Here is a 23,366-nt window from a genome sequence, read left to right as displayed (position 1 = left end):
AAATAACTTTTATGCTTATTGGGGAATAGCGATGAAAAACAATGACAATGACAAAAGAAATAACAACTCTGAAAAGATCACAACTTACCAAGTCTGGGACAGGCCGAGCCGATTATTTCACTGGGTGAATGTATTACTGGTGTTAAGCTTAGTTTTTGTCGGCTTAATCATGTTGTTTCGTAAAGATCTAGGCATCGACGCGCTTGAGGCCAAGATTAAACTGAAAGAGTTACATGTCATCATAGGTTACCTGTTCGCGGCTAATTTGTTGGTACGGATTATCTGGGGCTTCATTGGGAACCGCTATGCTAAATTCTCGCATAACACCCCTAATATTCGCGCCATCAAACAATACAGAACGGCACTTAAAGATGGCCAAAATCCGCAGTATGTTGGACATAATCCATTAGGTAAGCTTGCTGTCGCGACCATCATGTTGATTTTGATTTTGATTATGGCAACAGGCCTGTTCAGGGCGGGTACCGATATCTATTACCCCCCTTTCGGCTCCGCTATCACTCAGTATATTGCGGCCGATGGCGTCGATGCGACGTCAATCAAACCTTACGATGAGACCGGGGTAGATAAGAGCAAGCTTGCAGAGATGAAACCTGTTAAGAGTATCGCAGGTAAGGTTCACCTCTATAGTGTTTACTTTTTAATGTTCTTGATTGGGCTTCATGTTGCCGCCGTTATACAGGCCGAACGCCGTCATCAACCCGGGATTATCTCAGCGATGTTTTCCGGCAAGAAGCGTATAAAAGGTCCGATAGAGGATAAAGACTAGTTTCTCCGGTTTCTGACTCGGACATTTTTCAGGTCTTGAGTCGAATGGTTTACTTGAGCCACCCTTTTGGGTGGCTCTGTCATTTAGTTTATTCATTTAGTTATTTGATTCGGCTGGTCTGAATTGAAGGGCTCTAATCAATATCTGGTAGGGCACTCCTGTTCTGACTGACAAATTCATCCTTCTTATTTCATTTCTATCTTCTCTTCAAGGCTGCAGGTGATTGTTTTAATGGAAGCTGAGTGCATCTTTTTCTATTGGTACGGGTCATACCTCAAAAATTGATTAAAATAACCTGTAGTCGTTCAAAATCAATGTTATAGTTCTCCCTTTCGGTTTAATTTTAATGGGCCATTCACTATTTGGCCGCATCTATTAAGTCATAAATAGTCATCAAGATTAGAGCAAGGCGATCTCATTGGTACAGCTAGAAGCGTATTTTAGTCAGTCTGCAATATTTCATGGTATGCAGCTGCTATTAGCAGGAACGTTAGTTAAGAGCGAACACTCAGGTTTGATTATTAGTGCCGAGTTTAAGTCCGATGACCTGAATGCAGTCAATTCTCAAAACAATACTCAAAGCAGTAGTAAAAAAGCATTGAGTAAGAGTTCGGCTAGGAGCATTAGCTCTATCTATGCAACGCTCGATTGGTCTGCCGGACCGGTTGTCAAATCGAGCCTCTCTCACTGTACTTGTCAAAATGAAGAGGATAAGGCTTGTAAACATCTGGCCGCCATTGCAATCGAGCATATCGCGAAACAACACCCGATAACTCCTTACGCCAGTGATAAAAAAAGACCCGATACGGCAAAAAGGTTGCTCAGGACTGAGCTAAACCAACGCTTCGATCCCTATCCCAATATGGCTCGTCACCGGATCATCTATCTCTTGTCTGAAAACCAAGATGGATTACATCTATCTGTACATAAAGGTTACCTGAGTAAAACCGGCATCTATTCGATTAAGAATGATCTGGGATTAGACGTGTTCATGAAAAGTGTATTGCCTAAGTTTGTCACTCAGGCAGACAGATACTTACTGGATAAGCTCTCTATCTTGATTGAGCAATGCAGTGAAAAGGACAAAGTAAAACAACGGGAGGCCGTTTCAGTAAACCTGAGTGCACTGACCGGGCTCGACTTTATTCGGCATCTGGTTTCGACTCAACGGTGTTTTTGGGAAACCTGTTCAAACCCTGCATTAAAAATTGAGCAGCACTATCACCAAGATTTTGTGGATCCGGCACCATTTATTGAGATCGATGTCGATAGCTATCTTGATCTTGCAAGCATGAGCCTGATCCTCACCTCCGCCCCTTTTTCGATGCCGGATATTAACCTCGATGCCGAGTTTGATTGGCAACCACAGTTGAGAGTTACCCGGCATCATGTGGAATTCCCTTGGGATGATATGCATGCGTTGTCACTGGACCTTGCTAACTTCTCGCTATTCAATGGTGAGGTCGTTTACTCATTGAGTGAGGTTTTTGATTACGCTCAAGAAGTACCTCACTGTTTAAATTTAGCCGCAGAATGGAATATCCAACTGTCAGACCTGCCATTATTAACCTCAATGTTTGAATCTCCCGTGTGGCAAAGTTTTCCCCTTGGCAGTCGTCTGTTACCCAGTGTATTGAGTGAGCAGATGATAGCCCTGTATCGGTTATCGTTGGCGGGGTGGTGCATTGAATTTGATATGAAGAATCGATTCAGTATTGTCAAAGCTCAACGTTGGTATGGTGACGTTGCTCAGGATCCTGGTAGTAAAAATTGGTTTGATCTAGAGATAGGCGTCGAAGTCAATGGACAGAAAATCAATCTGTTGCCTTATCTTGTCAAAGCGATTCGCTTGGGACTCGTCGACAATATTGAAGATAAAGATACTATTTTGATGGAGCTTGATAGTGGTGAGCGACTCTCTTTACCTGTGGATAGAGTCAAGCAGATATTAGCCGTACTGGTTGAATTATATGAAGCAAGGCCACTGTCAGATACCGAAACGCTAACACTTCCCATGCATCAGGTGACAAGGCTTGCAGAGCTATCTTCACAATTAAAGGGCCAACAGAAACAGTGGCATTGGCAGGGAACCACTTGGTTAAACAATAAAGCGCAGCAGCTTTACTCATTTTTAGATAGTCAGGCGCACAGTGATTTTTTTGTGCCTCAACCCGATGGGTTAAATGCTAAATTGAGAGAGTATCAACAGCAAGGCTTGAATTGGTTACAATTTCTGCAAAATCAGTCATTCGCCGGGATCCTGGCCGATGATATGGGACTTGGAAAGACCATTCAGACGCTGGCGAGTATTTTATTCGATAAAGAGTCCGGACGATTAACTAAGCCTTGTTTAGTGGTGGCTCCGACGAGTTTATTAGCAAACTGGTTGCATGAGGCGCAGACATTTACTCCGGCACTTAATGCACTCTTGTGGTCTGGTCCCCGACGTCACAAGTTAGCGTCACAAATTGAAGCGACCGACCTATTAATAACAAGTTACGGGACCCTACAGCAGGACTCACAATTTTGGGCCGATAAACACTTTCATCTGATTGTTTTGGATGAAGCACAAACGATTAAGAATGTCCGTAGTCGTATTGCAAAGGTGGTGGCGAGTTTATCGTCCACGCACAAACTGTGCTTAACGGGAACGCCACTGGAAAATCATTTAGGAGAATTGTGGTCGTTGTTCAATTTTTTGATGCCAGGTTTTTTGGGAACCTATGCGCAGTTTCAGCGTTTGTATCAATTCCCCATAGAAAAAGAGCAAGATGATGAAAGGCGTCTAGCTTTAGTTAAGAGGATCAGTCCTTTTATGCTACGCCGAATGAAGTCGGATGTAGCGACCGAACTGCCTGAAAAAACGATAATTAATGAGTATATTAGTTTAACTCAGGAGCAGGGCGATCTTTACGAAACCATTCGTTTGACTATGTCCGAAGAGGTGCAGAAAGCGGTGATGCTTTCCGGCATTAAGCGAAACCGTCTGGCGATAAGTAATGCATTACTGAAACTCAGGCAGGTATGTTGTCATCCTCAACTATTAAAACTCAGTCATAGTCATATTAGCCAGACTGAAGGCGTTACAGCATCGAATGATGAGAATGACAATAGTGACGCCACGGTTTCGTTTACTCAGGGAAGTGTCGAACAGGGGCTAACCGAATTTGCCACCAGCTCCGGTAAACTCAATTGGTTGGCAGATAAACTCCCCTCTATGCTTGCAGAAGGGCGCAGAATTCTTATTTTTTCATCCTTTACCAGCATGTTAACCTTGATAGGTGAACTGTTGGAACAATTAGCCGTCACTTATGTGGAATTGACCGGTAAGAGCCGCGATCGTGCAAGTTTAGTCAAACGTTTTCAGCAACATGAAGTCCCCGTTTTCTTAATCAGCTTAAAGGCCGGCGGTGCGGGTTTGAACCTTACCGCAGCCGATGTCGTTATTCATATGGATCCATGGTGGAACCCAGCCGCAGAGCAGCAAGCGAGTGATCGAGCGCATCGTATAGGGCAAGATAAATCTGTATTTGTCTATAAGTTGATCTGTAAAGATACGGTGGAAGAGCGCATCCAGTTGTTACAGGAGTCTAAGCAGAGCCTGGCGCAGAGTATCTATCAGCAAGAGAGCGCAAGTGTGACTGATATGAGTGGAGATGATTGGCTTGAACTACTTAAACCAATCACCATGGATGAATCATAATTCTCAGACAAATTGGTTGAAGAGTAAACCTTTGCGCTCCTCTTCATCTTTTTTTGTTCGTACGGCAATTCTTAGCTGAATTTCGGCTTTAACTTGTTCAGATGAGGTTTCTGCATAATCGGTATCTTGAATACGGGAACGGGCTTCAGATGTATTGATGCTACTCACTTGATAGTTATTGATGCGGCTATCTAAGCCATTGCTTTGAGCGCCAATATCGCTGGCAGTTTGATCTATGGTGGCACTGGCGTCCGATACTATTGTCTGAGAAGCCGAAGGGTCTGAGGCGTCGAGGCCAGAAATAAAATTGGCCTGACCCAGCGCGCTTTGTGCAATAACGTTGATCTCCTCCGTCAGTTGATCGAGTTCAGCTTGAATTGCGGCGTTATCATTGAGTGGGTTTCCGGCCTGTATCGATAATTCATTGGCTCGCTGCAGGCTATCCGTAATAGATGAGAGCTGACCAGCCTGCGTATTGTAGATGCTCTGTTGATCTCTGGCATTAGTTGCACGCCTGTCCGCTGCGTTAATACTGGAAGTTAATCGATTGGCTATCTGCAAGCCTGCGGGATCATCGGAAGCTCTGTTAATCTTAAGGCCCGAGCTGAGTTTTTCCGCTTCCTCCTCGCGTTTCTTCTCAAAGCGATCTATGTAGCTTAGTGCGGATGATTCTGTGCCTGGTAGCTTCATGTAAGCCTCATAGAATTTAGGAGTTACTTAATTATCTAACCTGGCTGGATAAAAAACAAACACTGCAGAGTGCCTATTTAGAGTAAATTGATGTAAAGAAATACTTGATAGAAGGAAGGGAACTAAGAGAGTATTTCTCTCAAAAGAATATGCTCTTGTTCTATAACGCAAAATCTACTAGAAAATGCTTAATCGGTAATTCCTTCTAAGTTCATTCTCCCTGTATTGTCACAATGAGGCTGCGTGCACCCGCGTGATCTCTTGGCTCGCACAGATAAATCCCTTGCCAGATACCAAGATTTAATCTGCCTTTTGTGATGGGTAGAGTGAGCTCACAGCCAAGGAGTGATGATTTAAGATGGGCTGGCATATCATCGGGACCTTCATAGGTATGCGTGTAATAGTGCTCATTTTCAGGCGCCAATCGATTGAAGAATCGCTCGAAATCTTCACGTACACTGGGATCGGCATTCTCGTTTAAGGTCAGTGCGGCCGAGGTATGCTGAAGTAGAATATGTACGAGCCCAACGCGTAATTGACTAATATCGGTCACTGCATGTTCAATTTCTGAAGTGATTAGGTGAAATCCACGTGTTTTTGCGGTGAGAGTGATCTGTTTTTGGCTCCAGATAGTATCTGCATCTGTCCTCGAAGTTTAGAGGGATTATATCGCCTCAGATGCTGTCTGAATAGAAGGTAAGCATGGCCCGATAAAACTAAATTAGCGGATCAGCTAAAAATAATTGAGTTTTATTGTATGAGATGCTGCTACACCGCGTTTGTCATACCAATTCATGTCATAAGAGGTACCGCTTAGTTTTTTAGTTATTGAAAATTTGTGATTCGTGGTGAGACATTCAGACCAATTACTTGGCTTGTTTCCTTTGTAGTAATAGTTTCTAATCAATGAAATTGCAGTGGCCACTTTTCTTAGCCTCGGCTTATACACAAGCCAGTATCTGTGCTGACCTTAGAAGTCGATTTGTTTGAATTGAAACTTTTTCGAGTATAGAGCTAAGGAGAGTTCGCAAAAATGTCAATGTCAATGTCAATGAATGTCTTCTATACTATTTACTTATAAACAAAAAAACAAACCATTCAATGGCCTATTTTTATATAGCAGATATAAATGAAATGTAGTTCAGCTTTATTTAGGGGGTGATAAATGATTGTGACAAGTTCAAAACAATCTCATTGGGAGTAAAGCGTATGAAAGGATTCAGTATGGCAAGATTTTTTAAAATTGAAAAAAAGGCCATCTTTTGTACGATGCTTATCTGGATAACTATCGCAGTGACGTTAGTTGGGGGAAGTTCACCTGTCATTACCTCTTTCACTATTGCCAAGTTAGAACTACTTTTTGTCAGCGCGTATTTTTTTATCCATGGGATAAGTTCAATAAAGAGGATATGCTTACAAAACTTTTTTAGCCCGTCACGTCTATACCTCTTTCTAGCTATATGTTTAATAATGTCGACCCTCACAAATTTTAACTCTGATAATGAAATTGAATCCACTGTCGTTAGCGTCAGTGTAATCTTTAAAATAATTCATTTTATTTTTTTTACTGTGTTGGTTTCTACTCTTGTTGAGTTTGCTTTAGTTCAAAGTGAAGTTTTCATTTATATTCCTATTGCTATTCTTTTTATTTCTGTGGTTGTTTTTCTTATGGGGGTGGGGGCATTTCCTTCGAAATTGTATGATAGCAGCCCTTTATTTCCTTTTGCGAGGAATATTAGGTATTTGGGATATCTTTGCACGGTGGGCATCTCAATTGTGGTTGTGTTGTTCATGAGTGAGAAATCAAAAGTATTAAATCTTTTCGGATTTTCATGTCTTATTGTTTCAAATTGCTCGTTATTGGTTTGGCTAGGTGGAAGAGGGTCATTACTTTCAATTCTAGCTGTTATAACTATCTACTGCATTTACTTGTATCAAACTGGAGAACTTAGATTGAAGAGAGTCGTTCCACTACTAGTACTGCTAATTTTGTCTGTGAGTACAGCGTATTCACTAACATGCTTTGAGTGGAATGGCCCTGCGAGATTCTTTAATCAAGGAGAAGTACTGCAAAATATTGAAGACGTGAATAAATTATCTTCAAGCAGAGTTTTAATTTGGCAGCAAACTCTTGAGGCGATTGGAGAAAAACCATGGCTTGGTCATGGGCCTGAGGGTTATCGACTTCATCCAGACCATATTTTTGGATTGCAACCCCATAACTCTATTTTACAAATATTGGTAACTTATGGCATAATTGCGAGCATAATACTACTTTATATTTTTGTGGGATTTTTAAAGATTTGTAAGAAACAGGTTTATGATTTAGATAATAATTACAGACAAGAAAGTGTAATAGCGACTATGGTTATACTTGGATTAGCTATACATAGTTTGGTGGATGGGACCTTTTATCATTCTCAACCTGTTTTCTACGCAATATTAGCCGCAGCAACCATTATCTCCATCGAAATTAAAGAGTTTGCAACCAATATCGGCTAAGATAGCAACTAAGCTAATAGTACTGTTCGGCGTTGTTGATTAAATGCTCGCTAGAAATATAGACACCAAAAAATTTCTAGCTAACTAGGAAGCTTGTTTCTAAACAAGCATTCCTAGTCCTATGGAGTTATTATTTTCCTTTACACCAGATAAAACTTCGTATTAGCACAAGTTTGAGCGTGTCATTATATTTACTGAAAATGTTAGAGTATATAAGTGATTTTATTACTCAAGTACATCAAAAAATCAAGCAAACCTCAAGTTTGTTACTTTATTTCTACCGCTGTTTTTTGCGCGATATAATGCCTTATCGGCTGCTTGTATTACATTTTCCGGTGAAAGCTCTGAAAGACTATCGGCAACACCTATACTCACTGTGATGCTTACGGACTCTTCCTCGACCTGTTCGGGCTTCATTTTTAGAACAACACCCCCACCTCTGATTGGCCGTGATTTATAGTTTCTGAGCTTTAAGTCATACTCAGCCACTCTGGTTCTTAGGCTATTAAAGTAAGGCATACATTGGTTAGCATTTTTCCCCTTAAATAAGACCGTAAACTCCTCACCTCCATACCTGAATAACTTTCCTTTCCCCTTATTCTTACTCATTAACTGCGCGACTAATCGAAGGACTTCATCTCCCGTTCTGTGTCCATAGGTGTCATTGAAATGTTTGAAATGATCTATATCTATCATGGCAATAGTATAAAGACCACTCAAATTTGTTATCTCAATCTCTAGTGCTCGTCGTCCAGGAAGCTCTGTCAATTGATCGATAAAAGCAAGTTCATGGCTAGAATCAATAATGGTAATCAATAAGACAGCAGCAGCTAAAGAGAAGCAGAGCTCTGGCATTAGTGGTTGGTAAAATGATAGGACTAAAACACTACTGAAGAGCAGGGCTATAAATATCGACTGTTCATAATTGTTCCCCCGAAATAGCAGTAGCAAAGCACTTATTAACGTTAAAAGGAAAGCCAATATAATAACCACTAAAGGTGCGGGGGAAATTGTTGGGAGAGGCTTTATGAATGATTGCCATAGCCAGCTTATGTCCATCAAAGCAAGTTGTCCCAACGCAATGTAAACCCATAGAAACTGTAACAGTATAAATCCGCAATATGCTGCACCAAATCTGGATAGTATCCTTTTTTCGGGCAGGAGATGTATGAGAAGTATATTTAATGGTAATAACGTTGCGAATAACACAAAGGTAATTCGATCTGTATCGTTAGCTATTGGCAAACTTAACCAGTTTTGAGTCACATAGTATCCAAGTAGCATCAATAGTGAGACTAAACCGGTGCTTCCCTGATTAAACGGCTGACTTAAGAACAAAACCAAGGTTAAGAGCACATAGGGTAGCGCGTTAAGTAACTCTTGATAGGTAGCTAATAGCGTAAACAGCTGCTCATTTGGCAGGTAAACTAGTATTGCTAAAAGAATGGGAAAGCCAATCTTAAATAATGAGCTTCTAAAAAATGACATGCTGAAATCCTTTGAATATACTCACAAAAATCCATATCGTGGTCTTTTTCAATTGTTAAAAGTCAACAAGTATATAAGACTTTAGCAATTTTATGTTTTATTCACTACTAACATGATAGTCAACAATTGCCCTGTGTACTTTTTTTATTTGAATGGTTAAGCTATCTCTTTTGTCCTGATTTGAAATATCTCTATGGATGAGACGGGACTTCTCTGTTCAAATTTGTAATATTGTTATCCTGCATCGATTGTGACTCTGTTATCGCATTTTGGCATTGTCCTGTTTTGTCAAAGCCCTGATCATCCCGGTAGTGTTCACACAAACGAGTAAGCATTTTTACCCAGGGAGCGCTACCCTGATAGTTAGTTATTGAACTCCAGGTCTTCATTTTTGTATCAACCAGAATCAGCTCTTCATAATCCGGTAACATGGCAAGTTGCCAGTGTTTATAATAGATAGAACGTTGCTTTTCACCTATTAATTCATTGTGAAGTTGCGGTAACATGACAATTCGCCCATTCTCTCTGACTTCATATTTGGATGCGGTTTCTGATAGGACTTTTCTATCGTCGATGAAACTTGCGTTGATTGATTTTACAGGCCGAGATGATTCCACGAACACCTCCCTTTCTGTTATATCGGTAATTTTTGATCTCCTCTCTTTTGGAAGTACAATTCCATCAAAGGCTTTATCTGAACGTTCTAAACTTAAATTAAGTTCGCTAAACAAACTCGGGGCGATGTCGATTAGTGAAAAAATACCGGACACCATTTGAGGCTTAGATGGTGACCCCTGGGGAAATTTTCTATATGCCATGAGTACGTTTGACTGTTCCTGGCTGAGAATATTAGTGCCGTGACCCCATGCATTGACATTCAGATTACTACTATCATTTATATTGTGGTTGGCTAATGTATCTTGTTCTAACATGAAGCCTTCACCATGATCTGATACCAGATAAACAATGGCATTTTCTAAGAAACCACGATTCATGAGTTCATCCATAAAATGATGAAATTGCTCATCTACCTTAGATAGCAAGGCTTGGTACATAAAGTGGTTATAATTGCCTTTCCATTTGGCGCTATCCATATCGATAAAGTCTTTTGAGGTATATGGCCAGTGCAGTTGACAAAAGTGAACGGCTAAAAAATTTGGCTTATTAGTAGATAAACTACTGCTCACAGTTTGGTTAAATAATATTGGGTCGTAGGCCTTTCCGTAGGCGCGGTTCATATAAAGGTACGGGAACAATATCTCCGAGAGGGGAAGCTTGATAAAGAGGTTTATTAAAGGGATATCTGCAATATTAGTAATTATGGCATCGGCGGCCCCAATTTTAGGTCCTACAACTTGATCGAAACCATACTCTTCATCTATTTGATTAAAACGCCTCTCATCCATTGCATAGGTTGTCATGTAACCTTGTTGTTTGAGTTCTCTGATTAAGGGGAACTCTGTTTGTACCAGCTCGGGTGGCGCGAGGTTAAATCTTGCACCATTTTTTATCGGGTATTGCCCCGATAGTAAGCTCATCCACGCAACATAGGTTCTTGCTTGAGGTGTATAGGTTTCATCAAAAATACTCGCCTCGGAAAGAAATTTATCAATATTAGGCGTGAAGTGGTTATCCCTGTTGCGGTAACCCAAATGATCCGGTCTCAATGCATCTATGCCGATAATAAACACATTTGGACTAGTTTTATCGATTGGGTCATACGTTTCATCAACCTTTGAGGTCGAGATATAACTTATGGATAAAGTCACCATAACAAGGCCAAGCGTGGCGTTTCTGCCTATTAAATGGTAGAGGCTCCATAAAAATTGAGTTGTGATTAAGCCACCCAGGACAGTTAACCCTAAAGGTGAAGCTAAAGGAGTATCCCTTAAAAAACCAAGCAGAGAAGTCGGAAACAGGTAAGCATTTGTGGCGAATACCAGCGTAAAGTGGGAGAGACTGATAATTAGCCAGATCTGTGTCCTTATCCCTTCGTGTCGAATCAAATAGAACCATGGTCGACAAGATAGAGTGATAATCAAGGACCAGATCAGATGCAGTAACAGGATAAGTAAGCCAAATTGTGCTAAATCAATCAGTAACCCTTGGCTAAGCAGATGTGTCTGGTTGACATGTATCATTGCGGTTGCAATAGAAAATGAGGAGTAGTATTGCAGCAGTTGCCTGAAGTTATAGAGTAAGATTAATGAAAGTAACATCAAGGCGTTCGTTCGCCAAAATGTTCTCTGCATAGAGACCTCTCCTGAGTTTTCAGGTTTTATAGCGTACATAAATTCCCTTAAATTCTAACCCTAAATACATAGACAGCTTAGAGGGCCACTATTTTTTAGTATCTGTCGTATTTTTGGTAACAGCTAATACTTTATATTTATTATTGTCCTCGAGGGCACTATAGACATCAGAAGCTGGCCAGTCTCCTAAAATCAGGTATCGCTCAGCTAAGCTGGAACCTGACGGACTGTCCGTTGTGATAGCCAATCTGGACTGGTAAACCTGCCATGCGGGGATGATATTGATCCCCAGTAAAAATATGATGATGACAGATAAGCTCACCTGTATTGTCCAACGGGTTCCTAATGTCATTGAAACTATCCATCCTTATCAGTATCTGCTCATATAAAGCCTGATAAAATATTATTTCTATAAAAAGTATAGTTGGCTTTGAGTTTGTTAGTAAAAAGTAAGATCATTTTTTAAGTTATTCAAGATGAAAGTTTGTCCATAGCAAATTTTTGTACTAAACGTTATAAAGATGATTTGACGAAAATTATAAGGTTGAGAACAAGATGTTCAAGAATTGCTGCCCAACCAGAATTTCTGATTTTTTTACAGCTAAAACCTATGTTCTGTAGCATCAAAGCTTACTTTTCTTTAATTTACTAATTACTTCCTTTAAATATTGAGTTGTAAGCAGTTTTTCTGATAAGGCGCTAAGAGTATGAGATTGGATTCATTGTTATTCATATCTATTGCGGTCGTTATGATGTTTGCTTGTGATCTGTCCGAGGCAAAGCCTTTGAGTGATGAACATATGATGTCAGAAATTTATGAACAAGATGCCGATGAGCTTCTATGGTTTGATCAAAGAGGCGTTAGTTTAAATGGAATGACCCTTATTAGTTTACTCGATGATCTTGGGGTAGAGGTCGATATTCCTCTATCTATTGAAGCCACTACATTGCGTAAACTAGCGGATACTAACTACACAGAAGCGTTATTGACCGTTATCGACCGGATGTCAGATTTGAGTTATAAAGAGCTGTCAGTGGAGCAAGTTAAACTGCTACTGGCGATTAAGAATGAGCGTTTAGCTGAATACCTCGATACAATATTACCCTCTTTTGATGAGGTTTACCGACTCAGAACCCTGATTGGTGAATACAAGAAGAAGGTAAATTTAAAGTGGCCCACGATGAGTCAACACGAATTTAGATTGGGGCAATCCTCAAATGAGGTTAAACAGTTAAGGTGGATGCTCACAGTACTTGGCGATCTTGAGCATAGTGAGTTAACCCGTTACCGGGAAGCCATTTATGATCCTATGGTCATAGATGGAATTAAGTCTTTTCAGCTTAGACATGGCTTAAGGGTCAATGGCAATCTTGATAAATACACTGTGGAAGCCATAAATGTCACTCCTTTGCAAAGAGTGGAACAGATGCAACGAAATCTGTGGCGTTGGATAGCACTATCCGGCCTAAGCTTTGAAAAGCTAGTGTGGATAAACATACCCGGTTATCAATTGAGTCTCTTTGAACAGGGGAGTGTGGTGTTACAGATGAAAGTCATTATAGGTAAACCGAGCTCACAAACACCACTACTCTCGACTCATCTGACTCAACTGACTATCAACCCAACATGGACACCGCCTGCTAGCATCATAAAAAGTGAGCTTTTACCCCTTAATGCAAAAGAGCCTGGATATCTTAATCACAAGCAGTTCGAGCTACGTGGTATAGGAATGAATAAAACACAGGTCATTAAACTGGATCAGATCAATTCCAAACAGCTCCCGACGCTACTAAGTCAATATAGGTTGGTGCAAGCACCGGGTGAAGATAATGCGTTGGGAAAGATGCGATTTACTATTATTAACAGACATTCCATATACCTTCATGATACGCCAGCTAAACAGTTATTTGAGAGTAAAAACAGAGCAATGAGCCATGGGTGTATTCGGCTGGAAAAACCTATCATTCTTTCTAAATACTTGGTGGAAACGGATGAGAAGGCAAGAGAGTTGAGAAACGCCTTAGAGGGAAATGAGACTCGGTATTTTTCTCTATCGACTCCTATTTCAGTATATATCACGTACCATACGTCTTGGGTTGATAACTCAGGAAAACTTCAAGTCAGACCTGATATCTATAACCTTGATATGGAGATATAGCACTATGGCCGAACCCGCGTGTGATACTCCCGACTTTATGAAACTTATTCAACAAGAAAAAAATGCCAGAATGAAATTGAAGCTGCTGGCCTTGCTTCATTTCCATGAAGGTAAGTCCAGATATCAAATTGCAGACTACCTGAAAGTAAGCCGAACAAGTGTCAATAAATGGATTACAAGTTATTTAACATATGGTCTGGATGGACTTAAAGATAAAAAGCACACTGGCAGACCAGCCTCTTTAACAGATGAGCAGGTACAGCAACTTTCACGATATATTAAACATCGTACGACGACACGAAACGCAGATAAACTGCAGGGCAGCGATATTCAGGCATACATCGCGGATAACTTTGGCGTATATTATGAAATTTCCAATATATACAGAATATTAGACCGTTTGGGTTACTCATGGGTGACTCACTCTAACAAGCGTTTCGGATAACTTTGCCGTATATTATTAAATTTCCAATATATACAGAACATTAGACCGTTTGTGTTATTCATAGGTGACTCAGTCTCAAAAGCGTGTATTGATCGATGGTATCTAGTTTCTGTAACTATTTTTGGCTAATCGGGTCGACAAAAGCTGATCGACCATTTATTTTTAAATACAGACTGAGTTTTAAATATTTTTCGTTTCGCCGTTGAAATATGGTAACAGAAATAATCATAAATTTTTGCTATCGACGTGTTTGACTGTTTAAAATAATCTTTTTAACTTAATGGGTTAGAGTCACTTCTTTTTGTTATTTATCCTGAATTAAACTGTCAACTGATTAATTATCTGATCTGATTTAGCTGTTATTTTAATAAACAGTAATCTGACGATTACTTATACTCTACCTCCTTTGATATCAATTGTTTAACGCTAATGTGGATGGGATTTTATATGCTTTTTAGCTATGCGTACGTATAGTTTCCCTTCAGAAAAGTATTATTAATAATCTATTTAGGCACATTTGACCTCCTCTACAACAGATCAGTAATTTAATCAGCGTGGTGCATCCCCGATACCTTTGCTACTTTTAAGTTAGCTTTAGGGTTCATGAGCTGTGGGCACTATTAGCAGCTAGGTGGGTCTAGGTAGGTGATATAGACCGACTACTAACTAAGGCGTTTTCGTAACCTTTAGTATTGTGTCGTTGAACTAGGAGAAACATATTATGAACATTAAACAGGTATTCATTGATTTTATTGAAGATGAAAGTGGATTAACTGCAGTAGAGTACGCTATCGCGGGTGGTCTTGTGGTGGGCGGTATGGTTGCAGCATTTACTATGTTGGGAGAGGGTGCAACAAAACGGATTGAAACACTCTGTTCTGCGGTCGGTGGTGATTGCTAATAAGAAATGATGGTTGAGTAATTAGGTGTATAAGTATTACATCTGTGTTCGTGATAGCAGCGGGCTAAATTCAAATTCGCTGAAGCTGCTATACTTTTTTGAGGAGGAGTTATGTCTGAAACACAATTATCTCTTCAATTGCTCTTAGCGGCTCTGTTTTTTATAGCGGCAATAAGCATCGATCTTTATAAAGAAAAAATTCCAAACACATTGTGCCTAATGGCTATCTTTTGCGGGTTTGCCATTAATGCATATTATGCTCAGTTATCGGGTGTGTTAATGGCTAGCTTTGGTTTTGGGTTGGCATTTATACTGCTTTTCCCTACTTTTTTATTTCGCATTCTAGGCGCTGGCGATATTAAGCTTATGATGGGAATTGGGGCCTTAATGGGACCCGAATTAATTTTTTCCAGTCTCGTGTATGGAATAGTTGCAGGAGCGGCGACAAGTTTAGTGCTTGTTATCTGGAAAACTGGATTTACCGGAGTATGGAAATCAATGAAGAGGTATTGGGACTGCTTTTACCTGCGAAGTTATTTTAAACCTGAACCAGGAGAAGCTGCCGGATTGACTGTTCCCTATGCACCAGCACTCGCTATTGGTTGGTTATGGGCATGCTTTCTCGATAAAGATATCGTGGCACTCTTTCAAAACTGGTCTCTCTATCTTAAGTTAGGGGTCACTTGATATGTTTAGAATGAATGCTGGCGATTCCATGCGAGAGCATAGAGTCGTAAATACGAGTATAAATTCTGAACTGGCTCCGAGACCTAAATCAATTGAAGATACGGGCATTCAAGAGTCTCTTTTACTCGACATTATGCTTAAACACCTGCTTGGAGGTGGGGTCTTAACTAAATCTGAATTGGTCATGAAAATGGGCATTTCTGGCGGCATTATTCAACATCTATTGGATAGTGCTAAACAGCTTGCCTGGGTTGAAAACAGACAATCAACTCCCGATGGACAGATGCGCTATGCGCTAAGTCATGGGGGAGAGGAATATGCCAAAAAAGTATCTGATAAGAGTGGTTACCGAGGTTTAGTGCCGGTTCCACTTGCTCAGTACACTGAAATTTGTCAACAGCAGTCCAGTCGAAAAAATCCAATCACCTTAGAGATGTTACAGTATGGGTTACAGGCGCTGGTTTTGCCCAATGCGCTTCTGCGCAAGATCGGTCCAGCACTGAATTCGAGTCGCCCGGTTCTTATTTATGGCCCTCCGGGAACGGGGAAAAGTTATCTCTGCCGTAATCTCAATTTAACATTGGGTGATAATGTCTTGATTCCTTATGCAATAGCTATCGGGAACGAGGTGATACAAGTATATGATCCACAACTTCACCATAAGGTTGAGAGCACTACGCCCGTAAATGCTCTGGATTTGGTACAAGGGCATGATCCTCGCTGGATCGAATGCAAGAGGCCACTACGTATTACTGGTGGTGAGTTAACCGCTGATATGCTCGAGGTGCAATTTGATAGCCATAGCCGAACCTACATGGCTCCGATTCAGTTAAAGGCTAACAATGGCATTTTACTTCTGGATGATTTGGGTCGTCAAATGATCAGTGCCAAACAGCTTTTTAACCGGTGGATTATTCCTATGGAAGAGCGAAGAGATTTTCTCTCTTTGCAATCGGGTGAACATTTTGAGATCCCTTTCGAGCTAATCTTACTTTTTTCTACTAACCTAAATCCTAATGACTTAGTCGATGATGCATTTCTACGCCGTCTTGGATACAAGATTCATTTCGACGCATTAGATGAGCCTTTATATCGCAGGATTTGGTTTCAGGTGTGTGAAGAGAAAGGGCTTAGCTGTAGTGAAGAGATGTTTCAGCATCTGCTCATTGAATTTCATCAGAGGTATGCAAAGCCTTTGATCCCATGTTATCCACGTGATCTGTTGGGAATTATGGCCGATCAAATTAGTTTTATGGAATTAAAACCTGAGGTAACGAAGGAATTAATTACAGAAGCTTGGTCAATCTATTTTGTGTAGTTCATATCGTTAGTCTTAATAAGCGAGAAAGGAGCTCTTGATGAACAATAAAACCATATTATTCGTCCTATTGTCGTTAATATTTGGTGTCGCAGCCGTTTTCCTTGCACAAAGTTGGTTGAAAACTAATACCGAGACCTTTAATCCGCAAGCTTCAACGAACGTGATCACTATGGCCACTTTGGTTCCGCTTGGAACATTACTTGAGCGAAAACATCTTATTCTTACTCCTATGCCGAATTCCGTTATCCCGGAAACAGCGATTAAAACATTTGAAGGTGCTGAGGGGATGGTCGTTAAACATAACCTGTATGCGGGCGAGGTACTTCGCAGCGAAAGGATAACTACAAAAGGTGAGGGAAGCACATTAGCAAGCTTGATCACTCCACAAATGCGCGCCGTCACCATTAGGGTTAATGATGTGGTTGGTGTTGCTGGTTTCTTACTCCCGGGTAATCGTGTTGATGTACTCAACCTATTTAAAAGAGGGGGGCGGCTGCAAACTGATGTTGTGTTGGCGAACGTTAAAATTCTTGCAATAGATCAACGCTCATCAAATGATGAAAACAAGCCAAAATTAGTTCGCGCAGTGACGCTCGAACTCAATTTAGATCAGGCTGAAGTGTTAATGATTGCAAAAGGTCGTGGATCATTACAATTAGCTTTAAGAAATCCACTTGATTCAACAAAAGTTGAACTAGCAGCAATTAATGAGGCTAAAGATACAATTGATAGCTCGCCCACGTCAGCAGCTGTCAAGCCTATACCTATGGTATCTAAAAACATTATTCAAGTTTCAACTAAAACGAATTCAAAAGTCTATCTGCTTAAAGGAATGCAAGAGCAGGTAGTTAAAGTGAGTCATTAGATATAGATGGTTTTTTTCTCGTATTGTATTAATAAAAAGGAGTGCACCATGCAAGGTAAATTAACCAAAATGGTTACGCTAGCATGTTGTTTTTTAGCTTTTGCTCTTGTTTTGATTAATTTTTCAGCGAATGCTGGCGGTCCAACAGGAGCGAACCGGGATATTAAACATATCCCTATCTTTAAGTCACGGGTATTAAAACTAAAGCAAGCAATTCATCGGGTATCTGTGGGGAATCCAAATATTGGTGATATTAAACTACTTCCTAATAACGAACTCTATGTGCTTGGAAAGAAGTTAGGTAGTACCAATATCATGGTTTGGGATAAGAATGAGCAGTTGGTCGATGTGATTGATATTGAAATCACACATGATCTAAATGGGTTAAAGACACGATTGCATGAGTTTCTGCCAGGTGAAAAGTTAGGTGTACAAACCTCACAAGGCCAATTATTGATTAGCGGCCAAGCGAGCAATTTGAAAAAAATGAATACGGCGGTCGAACTGGCACAGGCTTATGCTGATGCTGCATCTGTCTCTAAAGTTAAAAGTACAGTATTAAACATGATGACAGTGGGTGGAGATCATCAGGTGATGCTCGAAGTCGTTATTGCAGAAGTTCAAAAAGAGGTCGCCCGTCAATTTGATTCTAAATTCTTTATCTTTAACAAAGGCGATAAAGGGTTTATTGGTACGGCAGGTGCCGGTGGGGCCTTCGATCTTGACCCTGCTGCAGCCATAGACAGTAGTGGCTTTTTTGCTCGTTATCTCGAAGGCAATTTAATGATGAATTTTGCACTCGATGTAGCTAAACAACATGGTCTCGCGAAAGTTTTGGCTGAGCCTAATGTAACGGCGATGAGCGGACAATCGGCTGAGTTCTTATCGGGGGGAGAGTTTCCTATTCCGGTACCCGGAACCAATGGGTCCACGACGATTCAATACCGAGATTTTGGTGTCGGCGTTAAATTTGTTCCATCAGTATTAGACTCAGGTCAGATAAATTTAAGTTTAAACGTAATGGTAAGTGAAGTCAGTAACGCTAATTCGGTTACGCTTTCCGGAGGTTCTAATACCGCACTTGTCGTGCCTTCCATAGTCAAGAGAACGACAGCAACAACCGTTGAATTGGCCGATGGACAAACCATAGCAATCAGTGGACTCATCAGTGACACTTTACGTGAAAATATCGATAAATTACCGGGTCTTGGAGATATACCCATCTTAGGCCAGCTATTTACCAGTAAAAGTTTTAAGAGTGGGCAAAGTGAACTGGTTATTTTAGTAACGCCTAGGTTAGTTAGACCGTTTAATAAAAAGCAGCTATCACTGCCTACCGATGATTTTGTTTTGCCATCTGATATGGAGTTTTATCTCTTAGGCCAAATGTCACATAAGCAGTCCGAACAAGAGAAGCATGAAACGCCTTATGAAGCGATAGAGTCCGACGCGAAAATTGATGACAGTGGTACTCAGCAAAAATATGGGCATTCACTATAGTTAATGGAGAGGTGGTGTATGAATAAGTTAAACGTAAACCTTAGCGGCTACATTAAACCTTGCTGTTTGGTTGGCATTCTTCTATTAACGGCTTGTGCCCAAGTCAATGACTTTCCAATGGGAGAAAGTTACCAACAGGTGAAGCAAGTTCAGATATTAGACCCGGGGGCACCTGAAAGAAATGACGGTATTGTAGGTGTATTAGAGGGAAATTACGGTGAAAGAGTGATGCAAGCCTATCGTATAAGTAATGAGGCCCCCAAAACTGGGAGAGAAAAGGTTTCCGTTAAGGCGATTGATTGATTTTCTTAGGTGTGTCATGGGGAGTTAATTATTCAATGTAGGAAAATAGACGGTTTCTATTTCATAGCATGGTGATCAAGATGAATATAAGACCATATCGCAAACAAGCTGGAGCTATCCTGGTCATGTTTACCATTGCCCTTTTTTCGCTGTTAGTGGTTGCGGCAATGGCTCTTGATGGTGGGCATATGTTACTGAATAAGGGGCGTTTACAAAATGCCGTTGATGCGTCAGCGCTGCAAGCTGGAAAAGTGTTACAAGGCGAAGGTACACAGTTTCAAGCGCGGCAAGCAGCGACAGAACTTTTAATCGCAAACCTACAATATGTTGAAAATAGTGAGCTGGAAGGCGTGGTCACTTTGAGCTCTCCTGATTACAACTCTGATCAGGTTACCGAAAATCTGTTTATCGAGTTTTCTGAGTGGCCGGATCCCTTTATTCCTGACTCTCTTGAGGGCATTGAATATGTACGTGTTCGTCTTGAAAATGTTGGAATGCAGAATTTTTTCGCTCAAATTATCGATTTTAATAAGTCTATCAGGGCGTCGGCGGTAGCGGGAAGAAGTACTGATATTGCATGTTTTGACCGCATAGCCCCGTTAATGGTCTGCGCCAATGATGATAGTGCTGTGCGACCCGATCCAGTCCCTAGTGGTTATGATTTTGGTTTTTTGACCGATCAGCTATATATATTAAAAACAGCGGCGGGAGAAGATCATGATTTGGGGCCAGGAAATTTTCAACCTCTAAGGACTGATGGAAATAGAGGCGCTAACGATCTTAAAGGTGCACTGGCGGGCGATTTTACTTTAGCTTCCTGTATAAGGATTGGCGATGAAGTTCCTACAGAGCCCGGCAATAAACCTAACGCAGTGACCGAGGGTTTAAACACTCGGTTTGGTGAATATCCCAATGGCGGAGGGCAAAATGGGCTAAATGAAGGTGACCATAAACGGGACGTGAATACCTGTACCGGAACTCCAGTTCTCGTTGATGATGAAGGGGATCTTCTCATCGCCCGAAATGAAGATGGTACCCCCATTTATGATCCTGAATATGGAACGACGAATCCTGTTGATGAAGATGGAGGGGATATCGACTACTATTCCTTCTTTAACTATGATGAAGGCAAAGGTACGGCACTAGACAGCTGTATTGACGGCGATATCACAACGGGTGCTTTGATGGATGCTGGCCGACGAATGTTACCTATTGTTGTTGGCGATTGTACGGGTAAAACAAATGGTGCAAATACCGTTAAGATATTGGGAACCGGTTGTTTTTTCCTCACACAAAAAATCTATAAGCAGGGAAATAGAAACTTTGTCGTTGGTGAGTTTGTTCATATGTGTGGTGCTAGTGGAGCGACCTCATTAGATCCTACATTCGAAAGTAACTCATCAACCATCGTTTTGTTTCGTGATTCAGACAGTCCAGATTCATAGGAGTCGATGATGAAAATAGCTAAGCAGAAAGGTGTTGCTGCAGTAGAGTTCACTATACTGCTACCTATTCTCTTACTTCTGGTTATTGCTACAGCAGAGTTTGGCAGGGCAATATATCAGTATAGTAATTTAACTCGTATAGTTAGGGATGCTGGTCGTTATCTATCCGCGACTGCTATTCAGGGGACTTCTGGGCTTGATAGTAGTTTTAGTGGCGGCTGTTCGGGTACTGATTGTGATGACAATTGTAATGACTGTGTCACTCAAACAAAAGATTTAGTTATTTATGGATTAATCGGAGGTTCAATCCCCTTACTTAATGGACTCAATGCCGGTGATATCACTGTATCCGGCGATCCTGACACTCAGATAGTTACCATCTCTGTTGTTTATGACTGGCAACCCCTTTTTGGCGAACAGATTAATGGTTTTGGATTTGGAGATGGAATTCGCTTAGGTTTTGACTTTAATGTTAGCTATAGCTTGAGGGCTATATGAGGTATCAACGCGGAGTTTATGCCGTCGAGTTTGCGATTGTCGGCGGGCTGTTTTTAATGCTGTTGTTGGCCATGCTAGAAGTCGGTAGGTTGATGTATACTTATAATGTGCTCCACGAGGCTTCGAGAAGGGCAGCGAGAATCGCGGTGGTTTGCATTATTAATGATGTCGATATTCAAACCATGGGGCTTTTTGATGGCGTGGAGTTGGTTCCAAATTTAACGAACGCGAATTTGATCATTAATTACGTAGATACTGCCGGAGATACTGCAAGCGGAATAGATATCGCCATGGTTAGAGCCGATATTGTGAACTATCAGCATCAATTTCTTATACCAGGATTTGATAGAATTATCTCTTCCCCCACCTTTACGACCACATTACCCAGAGAGAGTTTTGGAGTGTACCCAGTTGGTTCAAGTGGCAAGTCTGGACTAATCGATTGCAATTAATTTGTTTCATTTCTGAAATTTTTACTATAGTAAATACAAGGACTTTTAAATCTGAGAAGGAAATCTGAATGGATAAGCCGCTGGAGCTCCTAGTGACGAATAATGATGACAGTGGAACGGTTAACGTTGGCCATTCAACTTCCGCTTCTATCGTGGAAGCTAAAGGCCGTCAACATGGCAAAAGCAGCAATATCTTATCTTACCCAGTACATGCTTTATTGATCAACAGTCTTCAGCTCCAGCTCACAGAGATTGAAACCAAATTAAATGATTGCCTGAATTTATCGTGGGAGGGTACTAGGGTGTTGAACGCTTATACAATGCGTGTAAATGCGGCTAGGCCATACAATTTGATTTTATTGGTGCTACCTAATGAAGAGAATAGTGCGATGGAGGCCCTTACACAAGCTGCGAGTTATGGCGTTGATATTGTGATTCTAGGGCAAAACACACCTCAAAGTGTCCTTCGCTTAGCCTTCCAACAAGGGGTCAGTGATTTTATTCCACTTGATGAGCCAGAGGTCGATCTGCTACAGGCATTAGAAAAGATTGCACTGAAACTTTCTGAAAAAGCCGACTTGGCACCCGTAGTGGCCGTGATGAATGGTAAAGGTGGCTCTGGAGCAAGCTTTATCGCAACGAGTATGGCTGTAATCGCCTCAGCGAGAGAAGAGGGGGAAGTGGCTTTACTCGACACGGATCTACTACAAGGCACGTTAGCCCATATGCTGGGGTTAGAGCCTAGCTATTTTATTACAGAAGCAATCCAAGAACTGGAGTCCTTGGATGAAGTTGCCCTAAAAGGGACTATGACCAACAAAGGACATTTGCATCTATTAGCTGCGAAACCGTTTGCAGTGTTGAATGCAACGGAGCATATCGAACTACGTAATACCAATGAGCTTCTTTTGAAATGTCGGCAATACTATGATCAGGTCATCGTCGATCTTTCTCGTGGTCCGGAGGTATGGAATGCAGATATTCTTACTAACGCCGATATTTTACTGGTGATGCAGCAGAATGTGATGAGTATTAGAGAAACAAAGGCCATTGTTAATCAGTTAGTTAATTTTATGGGGATCGATAGTAAGCGAATACATCTGCTAGTTAATCGTTATCAAAAGACAAATGCAGGAATAAGCCTAAAAGATATACAAGAGACAACTGGGATTAAGTCACTATTTGTCGTGGCAAATGATTTTAAGCTCGCCAGTCAGTGTATAGATTTGGGTACGCCCATAACCGATGTCGCAAAAAGAGAACAGATGCTGACTGATCTGAATTTGGTCACTGAGCACTTTTTTCCGAAGTCGAGTAATGGCGATAAAAATTCGAAAGGATTTTGGAACCGATTATTAGGTAAATAAT

Annotated in this window: 20 protein-coding genes; 15 read left to right on the top strand and 5 right to left on the bottom strand. The window is 40.9% G+C overall.

Annotated elements, in window-relative coordinates:
- Positions 1 to 31 precede the first annotated feature (31 nt).
- Together EKG38_RS12075 and EKG38_RS12070 are read left to right on the top strand one after the other, a co-directional pair.
- Positions 32 to 787 carry a cytochrome b/b6 domain-containing protein gene (locus EKG38_RS12075; RefSeq protein ID WP_126520496.1) on the top strand — a complete coding sequence of 252 codons (756 nt, stop codon included), beginning with the start codon at positions 32 to 34 and terminating at the stop codon, positions 785 to 787.
- Between the two features lie 418 nt (positions 788 to 1,205).
- Positions 1,206 to 4,490: a DEAD/DEAH box helicase gene (locus tag EKG38_RS12070; protein WP_126520495.1), complete on the top strand. Its 3,285-nt coding sequence runs from the start codon at positions 1,206 to 1,208 to the stop codon at positions 4,488 to 4,490.
- A 3-nt stretch (positions 4,491 to 4,493) separates the two neighbouring features.
- Here the strand turns inward: EKG38_RS12070 and EKG38_RS12065 are convergent, their stop codons facing one another.
- Positions 4,494 to 5,180: a flagellin gene (locus EKG38_RS12065; protein ID WP_126520494.1), complete on the bottom strand. Its 687-nt coding sequence runs from the start codon at positions 5,178 to 5,180 to the stop codon at positions 4,494 to 4,496.
- Between the two features lie 211 nt (positions 5,181 to 5,391).
- Positions 5,392 to 5,811 (bottom strand): secondary thiamine-phosphate synthase enzyme YjbQ, encoded by a 420-nt coding sequence (locus tag EKG38_RS12060; protein WP_126520493.1) that lies wholly within the window; start codon positions 5,809 to 5,811, stop codon positions 5,392 to 5,394.
- 578 nt (positions 5,812 to 6,389) lie between these two features.
- Between EKG38_RS12060 and EKG38_RS12055 the strand changes: the two genes are divergently transcribed.
- Positions 6,390 to 7,682 (top strand): O-antigen ligase family protein, encoded by a 1,293-nt coding sequence (locus tag EKG38_RS12055; RefSeq protein ID WP_126520492.1) that lies wholly within the window; start codon positions 6,390 to 6,392, stop codon positions 7,680 to 7,682.
- 246 nt (positions 7,683 to 7,928) lie between these two features.
- Here the strand turns inward: EKG38_RS12055 and EKG38_RS12050 are convergent, their stop codons facing one another.
- The 3 genes from EKG38_RS12050 to EKG38_RS12040 form a co-directional block, all read right to left on the bottom strand.
- Positions 7,929 to 9,170 (bottom strand): GGDEF domain-containing protein, encoded by a 1,242-nt coding sequence (locus EKG38_RS12050; protein ID WP_126520491.1) that lies wholly within the window; start codon positions 9,168 to 9,170, stop codon positions 7,929 to 7,931.
- Positions 9,171 to 9,361: 191 nt separating this feature from the next.
- The gene (locus EKG38_RS12045; RefSeq protein ID WP_246033155.1) at positions 9,362 to 11,422 is read right to left on the bottom strand and encodes a sulfatase-like hydrolase/transferase; all 2,061 of its coding nucleotides are present in this window, start codon (positions 11,420 to 11,422) and stop codon (positions 9,362 to 9,364) included.
- 88 nt (positions 11,423 to 11,510) lie between these two features.
- Entirely contained in the window at positions 11,511 to 11,774 is a 264-nt protein-coding gene (locus tag EKG38_RS12040; RefSeq protein WP_126520489.1) for a hypothetical protein, read from the bottom strand.
- Between the two features lie 355 nt (positions 11,775 to 12,129).
- On the opposite strand from EKG38_RS12040, the gene EKG38_RS12035 reads away from it, so the two are divergent.
- The 12 genes from EKG38_RS12035 to EKG38_RS11980 all read left to right on the top strand — a co-directional run bounded on the left by EKG38_RS12035 (position 12,130) and on the right by EKG38_RS11980 (position 23,365).
- The gene (locus EKG38_RS12035; RefSeq protein ID WP_126520488.1) at positions 12,130 to 13,581 is read left to right on the top strand and encodes a L,D-transpeptidase family protein; all 1,452 of its coding nucleotides are present in this window, start codon (positions 12,130 to 12,132) and stop codon (positions 13,579 to 13,581) included.
- Positions 13,582 to 13,618: 37 nt separating this feature from the next.
- The gene (locus EKG38_RS12030; protein ID WP_500691051.1) at positions 13,619 to 14,026 is read left to right on the top strand and encodes a helix-turn-helix domain-containing protein; all 408 of its coding nucleotides are present in this window, start codon (positions 13,619 to 13,621) and stop codon (positions 14,024 to 14,026) included.
- A gap of 721 nt (positions 14,027 to 14,747) precedes the next feature.
- Positions 14,748 to 14,927, top strand: coding sequence for a Flp family type IVb pilin (locus EKG38_RS12025; protein WP_126520486.1), 180 nt, complete (start codon positions 14,748 to 14,750; stop codon positions 14,925 to 14,927).
- 111 nt (positions 14,928 to 15,038) lie between these two features.
- On the top strand, positions 15,039 to 15,614 hold the full coding sequence (locus tag EKG38_RS12020) for an A24 family peptidase (RefSeq protein ID WP_126520485.1): 576 nt from the start codon (positions 15,039 to 15,041) through the stop codon (positions 15,612 to 15,614).
- A 10-nt stretch (positions 15,615 to 15,624) separates the two neighbouring features.
- Positions 15,625 to 16,932 (top strand): DUF8689 domain-containing protein, encoded by a 1,308-nt coding sequence (locus EKG38_RS12015; RefSeq protein WP_439332656.1) that lies wholly within the window; start codon positions 15,625 to 15,627, stop codon positions 16,930 to 16,932.
- A gap of 40 nt (positions 16,933 to 16,972) precedes the next feature.
- Positions 16,973 to 17,800, top strand: a complete 828-nt coding sequence (cpaB, locus tag EKG38_RS12010) for a Flp pilus assembly protein CpaB (protein ID WP_126520483.1) — start codon at positions 16,973 to 16,975, stop codon at positions 17,798 to 17,800.
- 48 nt (positions 17,801 to 17,848) lie between these two features.
- Entirely contained in the window at positions 17,849 to 19,300 is a 1,452-nt protein-coding gene (locus EKG38_RS12005) for a type II and III secretion system protein family protein (RefSeq protein WP_185826844.1), read from the top strand.
- Between the two features lie 18 nt (positions 19,301 to 19,318).
- Positions 19,319 to 19,603 (top strand): hypothetical protein, encoded by a 285-nt coding sequence (locus tag EKG38_RS12000; protein WP_126520482.1) that lies wholly within the window; start codon positions 19,319 to 19,321, stop codon positions 19,601 to 19,603.
- An 80-nt stretch (positions 19,604 to 19,683) separates the two neighbouring features.
- Positions 19,684 to 21,048 (top strand): pilus assembly protein TadG-related protein, encoded by a 1,365-nt coding sequence (locus EKG38_RS11995; protein WP_246033154.1) that lies wholly within the window; start codon positions 19,684 to 19,686, stop codon positions 21,046 to 21,048.
- A gap of 9 nt (positions 21,049 to 21,057) precedes the next feature.
- Positions 21,058 to 21,546, top strand: coding sequence for a TadE/TadG family type IV pilus assembly protein (locus EKG38_RS11990; protein WP_126520571.1), 489 nt, complete (start codon positions 21,058 to 21,060; stop codon positions 21,544 to 21,546).
- On the top strand, positions 21,543 to 21,998 hold the full coding sequence (locus EKG38_RS11985; protein WP_126520480.1) for a TadE/TadG family type IV pilus assembly protein: 456 nt from the start codon (positions 21,543 to 21,545) through the stop codon (positions 21,996 to 21,998). Before EKG38_RS11990 ends, EKG38_RS11985 begins: the two co-directional genes overlap by 4 nt.
- 68 nt (positions 21,999 to 22,066) lie before the next feature.
- Positions 22,067 to 23,365: a CpaE/TadZ family protein gene (locus EKG38_RS11980; RefSeq protein ID WP_126520479.1), complete on the top strand. Its 1,299-nt coding sequence runs from the start codon at positions 22,067 to 22,069 to the stop codon at positions 23,363 to 23,365.
- The last annotated feature ends 1 nt before the right edge of the window (position 23,366 follow it).

The sequence above is a fragment of the Shewanella canadensis genome, assembly GCF_003966225.1.
GTDB classification, from domain to species: Bacteria; Pseudomonadota; Gammaproteobacteria; order Enterobacterales; family Shewanellaceae; genus Shewanella; species Shewanella canadensis.
Note: the sequence above shows the minus strand (reverse complement) of the source record. Positions and strands in the feature narration are given on the sequence as shown.

Coding starts and splice junctions, on each gene's coding strand:
- EKG38_RS12075 (WP_126520496.1), top strand. CDS start 32: ATGAAAAACAATGACAATGACAAAAGAAATAACAACTCTGAAAAGATC.
- EKG38_RS12065 (WP_126520494.1), bottom strand. CDS start 5,180: ATGAAGCTACCAGGCACAGAATCATCCGCACTAAGCTACATAGATCGC.
- EKG38_RS12055 (WP_126520492.1), top strand. CDS start 6,390: ATGAAAGGATTCAGTATGGCAAGATTTTTTAAAATTGAAAAAAAGGCC.
- EKG38_RS12050 (WP_126520491.1), bottom strand. CDS start 9,170: ATGTCATTTTTTAGAAGCTCATTATTTAAGATTGGCTTTCCCATTCTT.
- EKG38_RS12045 (WP_246033155.1), bottom strand. CDS start 11,422: ATGCAGAGAACATTTTGGCGAACGAACGCCTTGATGTTACTTTCATTA.
- EKG38_RS12040 (WP_126520489.1), bottom strand. CDS start 11,774: ATGACATTAGGAACCCGTTGGACAATACAGGTGAGCTTATCTGTCATC.
- EKG38_RS12035 (WP_126520488.1), top strand. CDS start 12,130: ATGAGATTGGATTCATTGTTATTCATATCTATTGCGGTCGTTATGATG.
- EKG38_RS12030 (WP_500691051.1), top strand. CDS start 13,619: ATGAAACTTATTCAACAAGAAAAAAATGCCAGAATGAAATTGAAGCTG.
- EKG38_RS12025 (WP_126520486.1), top strand. CDS start 14,748: ATGAACATTAAACAGGTATTCATTGATTTTATTGAAGATGAAAGTGGA.
- EKG38_RS12020 (WP_126520485.1), top strand. CDS start 15,039: ATGTCTGAAACACAATTATCTCTTCAATTGCTCTTAGCGGCTCTGTTT.
- EKG38_RS12015 (WP_439332656.1), top strand. CDS start 15,625: ATGAATGCTGGCGATTCCATGCGAGAGCATAGAGTCGTAAATACGAGT.
- cpaB (WP_126520483.1), top strand. CDS start 16,973: ATGAACAATAAAACCATATTATTCGTCCTATTGTCGTTAATATTTGGT.
- EKG38_RS12005 (WP_185826844.1), top strand. CDS start 17,849: ATGCAAGGTAAATTAACCAAAATGGTTACGCTAGCATGTTGTTTTTTA.
- EKG38_RS12000 (WP_126520482.1), top strand. CDS start 19,319: ATGAATAAGTTAAACGTAAACCTTAGCGGCTACATTAAACCTTGCTGT.
- EKG38_RS11995 (WP_246033154.1), top strand. CDS start 19,684: ATGAATATAAGACCATATCGCAAACAAGCTGGAGCTATCCTGGTCATG.
- EKG38_RS11990 (WP_126520571.1), top strand. CDS start 21,058: ATGAAAATAGCTAAGCAGAAAGGTGTTGCTGCAGTAGAGTTCACTATA.
- EKG38_RS11985 (WP_126520480.1), top strand. CDS start 21,543: ATGAGGTATCAACGCGGAGTTTATGCCGTCGAGTTTGCGATTGTCGGC.
- EKG38_RS11980 (WP_126520479.1), top strand. CDS start 22,067: ATGGATAAGCCGCTGGAGCTCCTAGTGACGAATAATGATGACAGTGGA.